At 68.8% G+C, this 14628-nt stretch carries 9 protein-coding genes and 3 pseudogenes; 7 read left to right on the top strand and 5 right to left on the bottom strand.

Annotation, left to right across the window (positions count from 1 at the left end):
- Positions 1 to 19: 19 nt before the first annotated feature.
- A pseudogene (locus ACFYXV_RS32130) lies at positions 20 to 208 on the top strand (beta-glucosidase); the annotation flags it as partial.
- A pseudogene (locus ACFYXV_RS32135) lies at positions 196 to 351 on the top strand (family 1 glycosylhydrolase); the annotation flags it as partial. The pseudogenes ACFYXV_RS32130 and ACFYXV_RS32135, both read left to right, overlap by 13 nt.
- A gap of 1 nt (position 352) precedes the next feature.
- Here ACFYXV_RS32135 and ACFYXV_RS32140 read toward each other — a convergent pair.
- Entirely contained in the window at positions 353 to 3220 is a 2868-nt protein-coding gene (locus tag ACFYXV_RS32140) for an AAA family ATPase (protein ID WP_389384810.1), read from the bottom strand.
- Positions 3221 to 4090: 870 nt separating this feature from the next.
- On the opposite strand from ACFYXV_RS32140, the gene ACFYXV_RS32145 reads away from it, so the two are divergent.
- The 4 genes from ACFYXV_RS32145 to ACFYXV_RS32160 all read left to right on the top strand — a co-directional run bounded on the left by ACFYXV_RS32145 (position 4091) and on the right by ACFYXV_RS32160 (position 8140).
- Complete coding sequence (locus tag ACFYXV_RS32145) at positions 4091 to 4426, top strand: beta/gamma crystallin domain-containing protein (RefSeq protein ID WP_385466123.1); 336 nt, start codon at positions 4091 to 4093, stop codon at positions 4424 to 4426.
- A gap of 509 nt (positions 4427 to 4935) precedes the next feature.
- Entirely contained in the window at positions 4936 to 6264 is a 1329-nt protein-coding gene (locus ACFYXV_RS32150) for an ABC transporter substrate-binding protein (RefSeq protein ID WP_389384811.1), read from the top strand.
- On the top strand, positions 6261 to 7301 hold the full coding sequence (locus ACFYXV_RS32155) for a carbohydrate ABC transporter permease (RefSeq protein WP_389384812.1): 1041 nt from the start codon (positions 6261 to 6263) through the stop codon (positions 7299 to 7301). Before ACFYXV_RS32150 ends, ACFYXV_RS32155 begins: the two co-directional genes overlap by 4 nt.
- The gene (locus ACFYXV_RS32160) at positions 7292 to 8140 is read left to right on the top strand and encodes a carbohydrate ABC transporter permease (RefSeq protein ID WP_385466114.1); all 849 of its coding nucleotides are present in this window, start codon (positions 7292 to 7294) and stop codon (positions 8138 to 8140) included. Before ACFYXV_RS32155 ends, ACFYXV_RS32160 begins: the two co-directional genes overlap by 10 nt.
- Before the next feature lie 81 nt (positions 8141 to 8221).
- Here ACFYXV_RS32160 and ACFYXV_RS32165 read toward each other — a convergent pair whose 3' ends face one another.
- From ACFYXV_RS32165 to ACFYXV_RS32175, 3 genes are all read right to left on the bottom strand, one after another.
- On the bottom strand, positions 8222 to 8860 hold the full coding sequence (locus tag ACFYXV_RS32165) for a DUF6461 domain-containing protein (RefSeq protein ID WP_389384813.1): 639 nt from the start codon (positions 8858 to 8860) through the stop codon (positions 8222 to 8224).
- A gap of 98 nt (positions 8861 to 8958) precedes the next feature.
- A complete protein-coding gene (locus ACFYXV_RS32170; RefSeq protein WP_389384839.1) occupies positions 8959 to 9870 on the bottom strand; it encodes a D-alanyl-D-alanine carboxypeptidase family protein in 912 nt (303 codons plus the stop codon).
- 382 nt (positions 9871 to 10252) lie between these two features.
- Positions 10253 to 11377 (bottom strand): hypothetical protein, encoded by a 1125-nt coding sequence (locus ACFYXV_RS32175; RefSeq protein WP_389384814.1) that lies wholly within the window; start codon positions 11375 to 11377, stop codon positions 10253 to 10255.
- 322 nt (positions 11378 to 11699) lie between these two features.
- On the opposite strand from ACFYXV_RS32175, the pseudogene ACFYXV_RS32180 reads away from it, so the two are divergent.
- Positions 11700 to 11975 (top strand): annotated as a pseudogene (locus ACFYXV_RS32180) (transposase family protein); the annotation flags it as partial.
- Positions 11976 to 12080: 105 nt separating this feature from the next.
- Here ACFYXV_RS32180 and ACFYXV_RS32185 read toward each other — a convergent pair.
- Positions 12081 to 12677, bottom strand: coding sequence for a sigma-70 family RNA polymerase sigma factor (locus ACFYXV_RS32185; RefSeq protein WP_385466105.1), 597 nt, complete (start codon positions 12675 to 12677; stop codon positions 12081 to 12083).
- Between the last annotated feature and the right edge of the window lie 1951 nt (positions 12678 to 14628).

Raw genomic sequence — 14628 nt, forward strand, 5'->3', positions numbered from 1 at the left:
TCCGGGCCCGGGGCGAGACCGCTGCCGGGACGATGTCGCGTTGACGGTGGAGCTCGGCCTGGATGCGTACCGCCTCTCGGTCTCCCGGCCGCGGATCCAGCCCGGCGGACGCGGGCGGCAGGCCGGAACGCGACACGGCCTACCGGTTCGCCGATCCGCCCAGTCGGTCGGGGAGGCACCGGGCGACCGGGTGGAACAGTGGATCACCGGACCGCAATGGGCTGGACCGTCGACCCGACCGGGTTGTACGACCTGCTGATGCGCTACGGCCGTGAGCTACCCGGGCTGCCGCTGCACATCACCGAGAACGGCGCCGACGTGCGGGGCTACTTCCTGTGGTCCCTGCTGGACGTCACCGTTCGCCCGGGACGGCCCTGAAGCCGTGGTGGAACGCCTCGCGGGCGATCTCCACCCGGCTGCGCATGCCGAGCTTGGCGAGAATGCGTGAGATGTGCGTCTGCACCGTACGGCGGGTGAGGTACATGCCCTGTGCGATGTCGGACGTGGAAGCGCCGGCCGCGACCAGGTGGGCCACCTTGAGTTCCGCCGGCGTCAGTGCTTCCCAGCCGTGCTTGGGCCGCTTGGGCCGCGAGCCGCGCACACCGCAGCGGATCCCGTACGGGCGCAGCCGCGCTTCGGCCCGGCGGATGTCCCAGATCGCGCCGAACCGGCCGTAGAGTTCGACGGCCTCGCTCACGGCGGACTTGGCCTCGGCCGCCTCGCCCTGCCCGGCGAGGACGACGGCCAAGTCCTCCAGGGCACCTGCCTGCTCCACGGGAACGCCCACGGTCCGGTAGTGCTCCACGGCCGACCGCAGGGGTACGGCGTCACCCTCATGAAGTCCCGCGCACCAATCGGCGGCGGCCCGCGCACGGGCCGGTACCTGCTCGGCAGCGGCCTCGGAGCGGCACGCTTCGAGCGCGGCCCGGGCGGCGCAGGTGTCGTTCACGGCCAGCGCGATTCTGAGCAGCACCGGCAGCCACTGGTGGGTCAGCGTCATCTCACTGGGCTGCCGGTCGAGCAGGCCGCCCAGGTGTTCCAGCGCACGGTGCGGCTCCCCGTCCTGCTCGGCGGCGAGCGCCTGCGCGACGAACAGGAAGTCGGTGTTCTCCCGGTCGGCGACCGTCACAGGTGTCCGGCTCAGGCCTGCGCCCAGGTGCACGGCCGCGGTGGCGCGGTCATCCCGGCGGACGGCGACGAGCGCGGACACGCCGTGCCACAGCCATACCGGACCGCGTTCACGCAGACCCCGGTAGGTCATCGCGGAGATGCTGTGATCGATGGAGTCCAGTTCCGCCAGCGTGTCATCCCACCGTCCCCGCCAGTACATGAGGACGGCCGCGGTGACGCTGGACACGGAGTCCTCGGTCCGGTCGGCTTCGAAGAGGAGGCGGCGTACCTGACGAAGGGCGTCCTCGGCGTCCGACCACCGGCTGAGGTTCTGCAGGGTGAAGATCCGAGAATGCAGCGCGTAGGCGCGCAGGTCCGCCTGGCTCTCGTCGTTCTCCAGTGTCTGGAGCGCCTCGTCCACGCAGCCGAGCGCGGAGAGGTGGCGCCGCTGTACGGAGTGGGTGGACCACAGGTTGGTCAGCGCGTAGGCGACAGCGACGGTGTCCCCGGCGCCGCGGCCGGTCTCCAGAGCCCGGCGTGCTGTGGCCTCGGCGGTCTCCAGCTCCCCCGTCTCGGCCCTCTGGTACATCGCCAGGGAGCCGAGCAGCCGGGCACGCCAGGCCTCCGGCACCTCGGTTTGCTCCAGCGCTTCTTCCAGCGTCGCAAGGCCTGCCCGGTTGTCGCCGCCGCTGAACAGCGCCCGGGCCAGTAGCCAGTACATCAGGCCGCGGTCGGCCGGGTCCCCGGAGACCACCAGGGCCTGCCGGGCCCACAGCGCCGCCCTCTCGTGCTGTCCGGTGCTGATGAGGATCTGGGCGAGGGCGACGCTGAGCACGGCCCGGTCGCCCTTGTCCGCCACGCCGTGTTCCAGTTCGCGATGGAGCAATTCCGCGGCGATGTACGGTGCCCGGCCGGCCAGCAGGGAAGCCGTGTCGACGAGCCATCGCCGGGTCCAGTGGTCGCCGGCACGCCCCGACTCCAGCAGCTGCTGCGCGACGCGTTGCGGCTCGATCCCTCCGATGCCGTTCAGCGCGCGGGCGGCGTCGTGGTGCAGGGCGAGCCGGAGGGCGCTCGGCATCCCGTCGTACAGGGCCTGGCGGATCAATGGGTGCCGGAACGCAATCTGCTGGTCGGCGTCGACAAGGATTCCGGCGGCGACGGCTTCCTGAAGGCTCTCGGCGAGGTCGAGGGCGGACTTTCCCAGAACGGCCGCGACCTCGGTGACCGAGAATTCCCTGCCGAGCAGTGCGGCCATCCTCAGCATGTCGAGCGTAGGGGCCCCGACGAAGCTCAGCCGGCTGTCGAGGGCCGCGGCCAGCGACCGCCGGACGGTGCTCAGTGACTTCTCCCGGAGCTCGGCGCGCTCGCCGACCTCCACCGCGCCCTCCCGTATCAGGGACTCGACCAGCTCCCGCAGGTAGAGCGGGTTGCCGCCCGCCTGCCCGGCGAGGTCGGTCAGGGCCGGGCTCGGGGGTGCGCCCGCCACATCGGACAGCAGGTCGTGTACCGCTTCCGGACCGAGCGGCCCCATCATGATCGTCGGCGCACCGAGGCCGCGCAGCCCGGCGAGCAGCTGCCTCATGCCCCAGCTCCGGGGAATGGGTCTACACGCCAGGACGAGGAGCAGCGGCAGCTGCGCCGCGGTCGAGGCCAGGCGCCGGCACACGTCGAGCGACATCTCGTCGGCCCACTGCACGTCATCGAGGACGATCATGGTCGGCGCCTTCGCGCATTCCTCCTCGATCAGCGTGAGGAGCATGTCGGGCACCGCGGCATGCACGTTGCCCAACAGGACATCGGTCCACTCCGTGCGCGAGAGGCGGGCGATCTCCGCGCGACGCGGGTCGCCGGTGTGCGGCGTTATCCGCAGGCAGTCGTAGAGCAGACGCAGCTGGAGCGGGTAGGCGGCCTGGTCCGCGATGCCCTGCAGCACCGCCACTCCCTCGTCCCGGGCAGCCGTGGTCACCGCGGCGAGCAGCGACGACTTGCCGATGCCCGGTTCGCCCTCGACGAGGATCACCGCGCCGGTGCCGTCCCGCAGCTGTTCGGTGGCCTCCCGCAGTGCCGCAAGCTCCCTTTCTCGGCCCACCAGGGGAAACAGGGGGGTCACCGACTCCCCCCTCCCACCGTTCTCCGGGAACCACCTGTGGTGTTTCGCAAATCCGTCATGTGGTCTCTGTCCCGCCCATAAGCCAGCCCGCCCCCCGGGACGGACTGGCGCAAAATTTCCCACGTGCGACGGCCTTAAGACGGCCCGCACATCGCAGTAGGACACCCGTCCTACGCCGGCTCCAGGCCTCGCCTGCCGGTACGGTCCACCGGTCCGAAGAGCGGGAGCACCATCCGCCCAGTGCATCACACCTCCCGCGCGAACCAACCGGGGGGGTCGCCGGATATCGGACGAACTTGTGCTGTCACAGGGGCAGACGGCTCGTCGCTCGTGCGGTGTCACCGGGGTTTGCGGAATCCGCAATGGGGCGGCATGACCGCCGAGGACCTGCGGGTCAGCGTCCGCTCCGTACAGCGTCAAGACCGTGATCGGCCGACGTCTCCACCGTACCTGCACCACCCAGGGCGCGCGGGAACTGCTGGTGTGCAACGGCCGGTCCTGCCAGGCCCCGGCCCGACGGGCGATGGAACGGGACGACGAGGGCATGCCCGGCTGGGTCAAGGAGGTGTGGCGGTGCGCGGAGGACTCGCGACGGCCGCAAGGGCTTCGGGCATCCGGCCCTCCAGCCGCACCATCGGAACACTACTCAAGTAGTTCTTGGTCTCTGTTCTGCACGATCTGCCCCCTAGCCTGTTCAAGCCCTGTTCCAGCGAGGGTGCCCAGGCAGCGGGATCCTTCTCCTCCGGCAGATGTGCGGGTTTCCTGTCGGCTGAGGGCACCGGGGGAAACGCCGACCGTCATGAACGTGAGGGTCGGCTTCAGTTTCGCTGGGATAGGGGCGCATATTGACCACACACAGGAGCCTTTCCGTTGAACAAGTCGTTCAAGAAAATAGCGTTCACCATCGCCTCCGCGGCCGTTCTGAGCGCGGTCATTCCCATGAGCTCGGCATCGGCCATCGGCCGGACCGATTGCGGGGGCCGAACTGACGTCGTCAAGATCACGAACTACGGCAACAAGCAGCTCTGCTTCGCCAACGCGGGCTCGCAGGACGTGAAGATCTACCAGGTGGACTCGGTGGACCCGGGGAACTACCGCGTCGACGTGGTGATCAACAACAAGACGGTCCACCACCTCCAGAAGGGTGTCGTCCTCAGGAACATCGACGGCAGCGACATGACGATCACGAAGATCACGATCTTCTGATTCCCGCCCCGTTGCGCAGGCACGCCGCACGCGATACACGGTGAGCCGGCCAGGCTTGCACGAAGGACTGCGGCGCGCCTCAGCACGGGCCAGTAGGAGAGTTGCGCATGCCCGGTCACCTGCCCGAAGCAGCGCTTCGGGCAGGTGACCGATCAGAATGGTGCGGCCGACGGCGACCATGGCGCGCTTCTTGCCGCGTCGGACGGCGATGCGTTTGCAGCGGGCAGCAAGGTACGTGTTCTTGCTGCGGGCCGCAGCGGTGGCTGCGAGTCCGAGAGCCCCCTTCAGACGTGGTCGCCGGGACGGGACTTGCGAGCGCGAGGCCGACCGGCAACCGGGCGGGCACCTCGATGGCGGCCGGATCAGCGACCGCATGGGGCGCGCACATCTCGATCAGCAGCCAGGGCGCCCCGGAGGGCCGGACGGCCACTCCCGCGAAGCCACTGCAGCCAAGAACCCATCAGCCACACCCGACCCTCCCGGGCCATCCAACAACCTACGGAGATCCCATGCGCCCAACGCCCCGCCCGCCCCGCCGAGCGCTCCTGTTCACGGCCTCGGTCGCGCTCGGGGCCGGCTTGCTGGCGGGATGCGCGACGGACAGCAAGGAATCCACCGCCACCTCCGACGGCTCGGGCCGCGGCGGAAAGACCACCATCACCATCGGAGTCTTCGGAGTCTTCGGCTACAAGCAGGCGGGACTCTACAAAGAGTACGAAAAGCTCCACCCTGGCGTGACCATCAAGGAGACGTCGATCGAGCGACTCGACCAGTACTACCCGCAGTTGCTCACCCACCTCGGTACAGGGAGCGGTCTGCAGGACATCCAGGCCGTCGAGGTCGGCAACGTCGCCGAGATAGCGAATCTGCACGCGGACGAATTCGTCGACCTGGGCAAGGCCGAAGGTGTCGACAAGAACAGCTTCCTTCCGTGGAAGTGGGCGCAGGCCACCACGAAGAACGGAAGGACGATCGGCCTCGGCACCGATATCGGGCCGATAGCCATCTGTTACCGCAAGGACCTGTTCGAAAAGGCCGGGCTGCCGACCGACCGCGAAGCCGTCGGGAACCTGTGGGCGGGTGACTGGCGGAAGTACATCGAGGTCGGCAGGACCTACACGGCCAAGGCGCCCGTGGGCACCACCTTCATGGACAGCGCCGCAGGGGTGTACAACGCCGCCGTCTCCGCCAATGTGGAGCGCTACTACGACACGTCCGGCAAGCTCATCTACAAGGACAGTCCCCCCGTCAAGGAAGCATGGCAACTGGCCATGGACGCCATCGACGGGAAGATGACGGCCAAGCTCAAGCAGTTCGACAAGACCTGGGACCAGGCCTACGCCAACGGCAGGTTCGCCACCGTCTCCTGCCCCGCCTGGATGCTCGGCTACATCAAGGAAAAGGCCGGCAAGAAGACCGAGGGCCTGTGGGACATAGCCCGCGCCCCCGAGCCCGCCAACTGGGGAGGCTCATTCCTCAGCGTCCCCGAGTCCTCCAAGAACAAAGCGGAGGCCGTCAAGCTCGCCACCTGGCTCACCGCGCCCGAACAGCAGGCCAAGCTCTTCCAGAAGCAGGCCAGCTTCCCCAGTGCACGGACGGTCTATGACATGCCCTCGGTCGCCGGGGCCAAGCTTGAGTACTTCGCCGACGCTCCGATCGGAACGATCTTCGCCGAGGCCGCCAAGGACATTCCGACCCTGGTGGTGGGTGAGAAGGACCAGCTCATCCAGAACACCATCGCCGACATCGGCATCCTCGGGGTCGAGCAGCAGGGCAAGACCCCGGCCGAGGGCTGGGCCGCGGCCGTCAAAGACATCGACAACGCGCTGGACCGGTGACGGTGTCCCCGGCGACCACTTCGTCCCCGCCGACCCCGCCGTCCGCGCCGCCCGCCCAGCGGGAAGGCGCCGCCGACCGCGAACGGCTCCGGGCCGAGCGCGGGGCGGCCCGGAGCAGCCGGCGCAGCCGACGCGACGTGCGCTGGAGCCCCTATGCCTTCGTCGCGCCCTTCTTCCTCTTCTTCACCGCCTTCGGCCTCTTCCCGATGCTTTACACGGGTTGGGCGTCCCTGCACCAGGTGTCGCTGCACGACCCGACCGCCATGGAGTGGACGGGGCTGCACAACTACACCCGCCTGCTGCGGGACGAATTCTTCTGGAACGCGCTGCGCAACACCTTCACCCTGGGGCTGCTCTCAACCGTTCCGCAGTTGCTCACCGCACTGGCGCTCGCGCATCTGCTCAACTACCGGCTGCGCGGCTCGACGTTCTTCCGGGTCGTGATCCTCACCCCGTACGCCACCTCGGTGGCGGCCGCGACGCTCGTCTTCGTCCTGCTCTTCGGGCGCGACTACGGCATGGTCAACTGGGCCTTGGGCCTGGCCGGAATCAAGGCCGTCGACTGGCAGAACGGCACCTGGAGCTCACAGGTCGCGATCGCATCCATCGTGATCTGGCGGTGGACGGGCTACAACGCCCTGCTCTACCTCGCAGCCATGCAGACCGTGCCCCACGAGTTGTACGAGGCGGCGGCGCTGGACGGGGCCTCACGGCTGCGGCAGTTCTTCCACGTCACCGTCCCCGCGATACGCCCCACGATCCTCTTCACAGTGATCGTCTCGTCCATCGGCGCCACGCAGCTCTTCGGCGAGCCGCTGCTCTTCGGCGGGGCCGGCGGGCAGAAGGGCGGCGCCTCTCACCAGTTCCAGACCCTGGGCCTCTACATGTACGAACAAGGCTGGTTCAACTTCCAGCTCGGCCGCGCGGCGGCCATCGCGTGGAGCATGTTCCTCCTGCTGCTCGTGATCATCCCGCTCGGCCTCGCCATGGCTCGCGCAGCACGCAGGAACCGCGGGGAGACGACGGCATGGCTGTGAACGGCGGCATCGCCAGGAGGAGGCGAACCAGGGGTGGCAGGATCGCCTACACCGTGCTGATCCTCATCACCGTGGTCTCCCTGTTCCCCCTGATATGGACGGCCATGGCCGCCTCGCGCACCGACACCCGGCTGTCACAGACACCGCCGCCCTTCTGGTTCGGCAGCGAGCTGCCCACCAACATGGGAATCGCCTGGTCCGACGCCAACATGGGGACGGCCCTGCTCAACACCACGGTCGTCGCGGGCACGGTCACCGTCAGCACCGTGCTCTTCTCCACGATCGCCGGCTTCGCGTTCGCCAAACTGCGCTTCCGGCTCAAGAACGTGCTGCTCATGCTGACCATCGCCACCATGATGGTGCCACCTCAGCTCAGCGTCGTGCCCCTGTTCATGGTGGTGGCGGGACTGGAGTGGACCAACCAGCTCCAGGCGGTCATCCTCCCGACCCTGGTCAGCGCCTTCGGCGTCTTTTTCATGCGGCAATACCTCATCGAGGCCTTGCCCACGGAACTCATCGATGCGGCCAGGGTGGACGGCGCGAACAGCCTGCGCATGCTCCGGCACGTGGTGTTCCCGGCCGCGCGGCCGGCCATGGCCGTCCTGGCCATGCTGACGTTCGTCCAGGCCTGGAACGACTTCCTCTGGCCGATCATCGTGCTGACCCAGGACACGCCGACCGTTCAGGTCGCCCTGACCGGCCTCGGGCGCGGCTACGTGCCCGACCAGTCCGTCATCATGGCCGGGGCGTTGCTCGGCACCCTGCCGCTGCTCCTCGCGTTCACCCTCTTCGGCAAACAGATCGTCGGCGGAATCATGCAAGGCGCCGTCAAGGGCTGACGGCAGCACCCGGGGTGAACGCTCCGCCACCCCGCACCGCCCGTTCCACCCGACCGTCTTCCGGACCGACCTCGGACTGGCTCACCACATCCGGTACGGAGCGCCCAGGGCAGGTCCGCTGACGTCCCCGGGGGTCGGGCGAAGTCCGAAGTAGTCACAGGCGACCTGCAGGAAGTCGATCCAGCCGTCATCGAGGTCCGCGGGCTGTTCGCCGCCGTCCTCCATCGGCTGGAGCGCCGGGAGCAGCAGCCGGGACAGGGCTTCGCACACGTCACCGTCGCAGTCGCAGTCGCAGTCGCAGTCGTCCAGGCCTTCGGGAGCGTCGCTGTCGAGGAAGGCGACGCATGCTCCGTCGCGGAGCACACGCAGCACCTGCCGCCCGTTGACGGGATGGTCGTGGACGTTGACGACCTCGGTGCCCACGGACAGCGGCAGGTGCCATTCCGAGCGGCTTCCGCGGTATCCGAGGTCCTCGATCACGACGGTGCACTCACCGATGCCGAACGCGGCCATGGCCACCTCCTCGGTCTGGATCCCCCTGGCGTAGACACGGTCCGTCAACTCGGCCCACGTGGCCATGCTGATGTCCCCGTCCGCAATGCCCAGACGGTGCAAGGCAGCCCTCGGCGCCATGTGCCGTACGATCGTGATGCAGTGGCCGAGACCGAGATCGAGTCCGGACTCCTTCACCCAGTCCCGGCTGTAGCCCGCATTGTTCATCGCCTGACTCCTCCATTCAGGGCTTCGGGCCCCACGGGGACAAGTCGGCCGGGGGAGCCCACGAGCGTCCCCCACTACGGGCGTCGATCGCCGAGGGTTCACCTGGCCGCGTCACTTCGGATCCGATCGAGGAACTGCTTCGACTCCGCTGTGCGGGAGTTGAACGCGTAGTCGAGGAGTCTGCCTGCGTCCAGGTAGCGCTCCGAGTCGCTCAGGACCACTCCGACGACCGTCCTGCTGCCACGCGTGGCAGCGAATACGAGGCAGGGGCCGGCCGGAGTGTTGGTGCCGGTCTTGACGCCGATGGTGCCGTCGTAGGCGGCGAGCATGAGGTTGCTGTTGGTCCAGGTGTACGTACGGGAGTTGCCGTTGGCTGCAATGGCAATCTCGATCGCCTTGGGAGTGTTCACGACCTCACGGAAGGCCGGGAAGGTCAAGGCGTACCGGGCCAGCTCCGCCAGGTCCCTGGGAGTGGTGACGGTCTCGCCGTGGCTGGAGATGCCGTCGAAGGAGTCGAATCTCGTGTTCGCCAGTCCCAGGGCTGACGCCTTCCGGTTCATCATGTCGATGAACGACGCGCTGCGCTCGGCCTCGGTGGCGCCGCGGCCGAAGGTGTCCGCGAGGGCCAGCGCCGCATCGCACCCCGAGGGCAGGAGGGTGGCGTAGAGCAGCTGCCGTACGGTCAGCTGGTCGCCCGTCTGCAGGTCAGCGCTGCTGGCGTGGTTGCTTTCGACGTAGTCCCGGTAGGACTGCTGGACGGCTATGGGGCGCTCGAGGTCGATCCCCGGTGTGTCGAGCACCAGGGCCACCGTCATGATCTTCGTGGTGGAAGCCATCTGGCGCCGGGTGTCCGCGGCCTTGCCGAACAGCCCGGCCCCGCTGTCGGCGTCCAGTAGGAAGGCTCCCTTGGCGGACACCTCCGGCGGGGGTGTCGCATAGACACTCGTGCTGATGGGGAGCAATGCGAGCAGGGCGCCCGCTGCCGCGACGGCGGCGCGTCTGCGGGTGATCCGGACCGTCCAGGCCCGCCCGGGTGCTCGGCCGGGTGCTCGGCCGGGTGCTCGGCCGGGTGCTCGCCCGGCGGCGTTCTCGCATGTCGGCGGCGTTGTCACTGCTCATGGTCCGTTCTGGTCGCTCCCGTGGTCTCCACGCTCTACGCGTGTGCGCGCGGCACGGTTCATCCGAGGGCCGACCCGTCGGATCCACCAACCGGGGAGACGGGTATCAGCAGGAGCGCGACAAGGTTGCGGCAAGGCGCGCCGCCGAAACTGCGGCTCACCCCGGCCGGGAAGAAGGCCTTCGACGCGTCGGCCGCCGGAATCCCGGCACACCATGCAAGGTTGGGGTTGACCAGCTCGTCCAGGCTCAGCTCGGGTGAAACGCGGCCCCCGGTCAGAGAACGACGCCCTCCACCGTTCCCGAGACTTCCGTTCCCTTCTGCCACCCAAAGGTGAACGGGCCCTCCTGGCTCCGGATGCCGGGGAAGACGGCATAGCTCTTGATGCTCCCGCTCGGTGGCAGGATGAGGCCGGCGCCCGGGTGGTCCGAGCAGTAGGAGCGGGTTGCCCGGATGGTCGTTCCACTGCTGGAGCTCGTCAGCGTGTCGATGCCGGGGGCCTGGACTTCGCTCGTACAGGTGAGCAACTGCACTATCGGCAATCGGTTCTGATACACGACCTCAGCTGTGGCCACACCGTCCGAATCGACCCGGACGAGACTGAGAGTGATGGTGATGCCTTCCCCCTGGTGCAGCATCCGGTTGATCGGATAGGTCCCGGCAGCGTTGTTCCGTGGGGCCGGCGCGGCTGCTTTCGGCCGCGGGCCATTGGCCGCCGACGGCGGATCGGGCTGCGACGGCGAGCTGTCCGCTCCTGCGGTCTTCTCCGCCTGCGGATCGAGGGGCTGCTTGTCGTTTGCCGTCGGTGTGGTGGGAGCGGCCGAGGCCGGGGTTTCCATGACGTAGGGAGCACCGCCCCCGCTCCCCTTCTGTCCCGAGTCCTCCAGCGTGATCGCGCCCGCCGCGAGGTCGGCATCCGTCTTCGACGTCCTTCTCCGGTCGTCGTTACCGAGGGCCATGACCAGCAGAGGTATGGAGACCAGGATCGCACCGGCGATGGCGGCACCAGCCAGCAGCGCCTTCGGCGGGCGGCCGATCGGAGGCCGCGGGCCGTTGCCATCGGCGTCCGCGCCAGTGGCCGCCGCCGCAGCGTGCGTACGACCACGGGTTCCCGCCGCGACACGGCTCTCCTGCCCGCCTTCGCTCCCAGCGCTCTCCATCGGCGCCGAGGCTCCGGCCTCCTCCTGAGCCTCGGCCGGGGATTCCGCGGTGGCTTCGCTCCGCTCGCCCAGCGCACCCACGGGGCCCGTGATGGTGGTCGCCACAGACATGGCGGAGCGGGCGGACGACACGGCGCCGGTGTCGGTGCCGGTGCCGGACCGAGCCTGCTCCTGCGAGGTCGCCCCGGCAGCGGCAGCATCCGGGGCGACCACTCCGCCACCCCGCAGCGCCCGTTCCACCCGACCTGCTTCCGGACGGACTTCGGGCTCGCTCTCCCCGCTCGGCGCGGCGACCGCTCGGGCTCCGCCGTCCCGGTCTCCTGCTCGTCCCACCTTCGTTTCCACTCCGCTCGTAGATAGATCGAGAACGTGAGGCCACCACGGATGCGTTCGCAGAAGCGGCAGCAAGTCGTCGGGGCGTCACGGCAACTCGCGGCCCACCCCTTCTGCTGAGCACCTACCTGCTGAGCACCTACGCGCTTCGCTGAAGGTTCCCGGCGGCCTACAGGCAGGGAGTAAACGGGAAGGGCCTTGCCGAACCCTTGCAAATTCCTTGTCGCGGATGGATCCGGCGACCACCCCATCCGGTCATCGCGCGAGACCGCAGGCATGCTCGTCCGAGCATGCCTGCGCGGAAGGCAACCATCCGCAACTTCGCCGAAACAACCCGGACGCCCCTCCCCAGGGTGAAGCCCTGGGGAGGGAAGGCTGGGCCTTCGTCGATCGGCTGCTGGCCGCGCTCGTCCACCTTCGCCACGGTGCCACCCACGATGTGCCGGCCTGCTGGTTCGGTGTCGGCCGTCCCACCATCACGCGTGCGATCGGCAAGGTGCGGCCCCTGCTCTCCGGAAGACGCTGCACCATCGCGCCTGGCGTCCGGCTCCGCAGCCCGGCCGAGGTCGTCGACCACCTCGGCGCAAGCGGGCAGACCGGGATGACTCGTCTAGACCTGGTAGCCCAGTCTGGTGAGCGTACGCTCCAGCGCCTTGAGGGCGTAGAAGGCGCGGGACTTCACGGTTCCTTTCGGGATGCCGAGTGCTTTGGCGGTCTCGGCGGAGGACATCGACTTGAAGTGCAGGCAGATGACTACATCGCGCTGGGCCTCGGGAAGGTTGCGGATGGCCATCCGCACGATGTCTACGTCAAGAACCCGCTCGTACCCGCACTCCGGGGCCGGGAGCAGGGTCAGGACTTCCTGGTCGCATTCCTGGGGCCGGGCGCGGCGGGCACGCTCCAGGTCGATCGAGATGCGCCGGGCCACTGTGAACAGCCATGGCCGAAAGGTGGCGTACTCGGGCTGTCTCATGGCCTTCGGGTTCTTCCAGGCGCGGATCAGGGTCTCTTGCTTGATCTCCTCTGCGCACACCAGGTTACCGCGAGTAAGGGACACACAGTATCGGTACAACTCCAGGCCGTGTAGTGCCTCGATCTCCTCCAGCTGCGCCGCGGTGGCGGTCGTTGCCGTATCGGCCGTCTTCGCGCTGGGCGGAACCTGGCGCTTGCGACCGGTGTCAGGTCGAGTCAGAACGGTGGTGGTCATCAGTGGCCCCCTGTGTGTCGCGGGCGGTCGGCCGCCCTCGTGTCTCGGCGCGGACCACTCTCGTCCGGCGGGTTGCCGGGAACATCGTTCATTTCACGTATGCCACAGGGCACGATCGCGGATGACGTATGGCGGGGGCGCCGCGTACACACGCCAGCGTGCCGTCAGCCCTTGACAGCGTCGTGCATGATTCCGTCGGCGATCTGTTTGCCGAAGAGGACGAACGAGGATTGGCGGCAGGGTGCCGCCGTCGCCCCGGGGGTTCTCTGGGTGGACGAGGAGCGACTCGACTGCTGCCGGCAGCCGGCTACCGGCTACCGGCTACCGGCTACCGGCACAAGCAATCGGTCAAGAATGGCCCCGCGCTGACCGGATGCGGGGCGATGGAATGAGCGCGGCACGAACGAGAACACCAACGGTCTCCTGCGGCAGTGAGCCGTTTCCAACCTGCCGGTGGTGCAGGGCTGTTGGGGGTCGAGGGCTGTACGTAACGACGAAGCTCCTGGCAGACGGGCCATCCGACCAAGATCACCCGTGTCTGCCGGGAGCTTCGCGTGCTGAAGCGATCCTGGGCCCGTGCGGCCTGTCCCATCACGCCTTCTGCGGTCTCGGGTCGGGTATCCCGGCGATTTGATCGAGGAGCTGGCCGGTCCGTGGACAGCTCAGCGCGAATCCGCGCTGACGAACCGTACGGAGTGGCCCGGCCCACCGTCACCTGCGCGATCCATGAGATCCGCCCATTGCTGGCCCGGCGTGGCTTCTCCGTCCCGCAGCGGACCGGTGTGCGGCGCGACGGCACCGAGGTGCACGACGAGGGCTACCGGGGATTGGCCGACGAAGCACGTCATCGGCGAAGGGAAGAAGTGGCGGACGCCGCGAGTACTACCCGGAGACCCACGCCGCCATCGCCGACCTGGTCTCCGACCGCGCCGCCCGCAGGCCGACCCTGCACGGGGCAGCCGCCGAACTGCTGCCCGTCCACCGCACAGCCTGCTGATCACCCACCACCCGATCCACCAGGCCAGCCCGTCCCGACCTCAATCGTGAACCCAGTCGTAGGAGGGTTTCCCCGGCGGCGTTTCCCGAGTGAGGAGTGGCGAGACCCCGCCCTGGCGCCGTTGCCACGGCGGGGTCTCGCCGGGGGCGGTCGGGCTCCAGCGGGGGATTCCAGAGCCGACCGGGAACACGGGGTCCGGCGTCGTGAGGCCCGACGCGGTCCGTGGGGCGTAACGCCCTCCCCGCTGGTGTCTACGAGTAGAGGCAGGGAAGAGTTCAGTGGGTACCCAGGCAGGTCCGCCGGGTGTGCCCCCGTCTCGCCGGCCGGACCCGCACCATCTGGCAGTGCCGACACATCCTGACAGCGGCCATGACACGATCGGCGCCTGCCGGGAGGTCCTGGCCGGCCAGGCCCGTGATGAGAACTGGCACTGCGATCACATTTGTGTGTGGCTGAGTTGGTGTATGGCTGAGCTCGGGGTGGGGTTGGTTGAGGAGTGGGACGGGGCGCTGGCGGGGTTGCACGCCCGGTTCGCGTCGCGTTTCGGCAGGCCGGAGCCGCGGGGCGGGCGCTTGCGTACATGAGGGGGCTGATCTCTCCGCCGGAGCGGAAGAGCGGCTGGACGCTGGCGGAGCGGGCCGGTGACCGGCTGCCGATCGGGCTGCAGCAACTGCTTGGCGAGGCGGGCTGGGACGCGGACTGGCGGAGCAGGCCGTTCGTGTTCTCGTCGGTGCCGCGTTGCCGGGGGCTGCCGCGGTGGGCGACGAAGACGCCGTCGCGGAACAGCAGGGCGAGGCGGTCGTGGCAGGCCATTTCGGCGCCCTGGCCCCAGTCCAATGTCATGCGTGCGGTGAGGGGGACGTCCCGCAGGGCCTCGGTGAGACGCGCGTGGACCTGGTCCGCGCCGTGGCCGTCAGGCCTCCGTCGCCGACCCACAGGCCCAGGATCTCGCGA

Source organism: Streptomyces sp. NPDC002181, from assembly GCF_042890485.1.
Classification (GTDB): domain Bacteria; phylum Actinomycetota; class Actinomycetes; order Streptomycetales; family Streptomycetaceae; genus Streptomyces.

Coding starts and splice junctions, on each gene's coding strand:
- ACFYXV_RS32150 (WP_389384811.1), top strand. CDS start 4,936: ATGCGCCCAACGCCCCGCCCGCCCCGCCGAGCGCTCCTGTTCACGGCC.
- ACFYXV_RS32160 (WP_385466114.1), top strand. CDS start 7,292: ATGGCTGTGAACGGCGGCATCGCCAGGAGGAGGCGAACCAGGGGTGGC.
- ACFYXV_RS32165 (WP_389384813.1), bottom strand. CDS start 8,860: ATGAACAATGCGGGCTACAGCCGGGACTGGGTGAAGGAGTCCGGACTC.
- ACFYXV_RS32185 (WP_385466105.1), bottom strand. CDS start 12,677: ATGACCACCACCGTTCTGACTCGACCTGACACCGGTCGCAAGCGCCAG.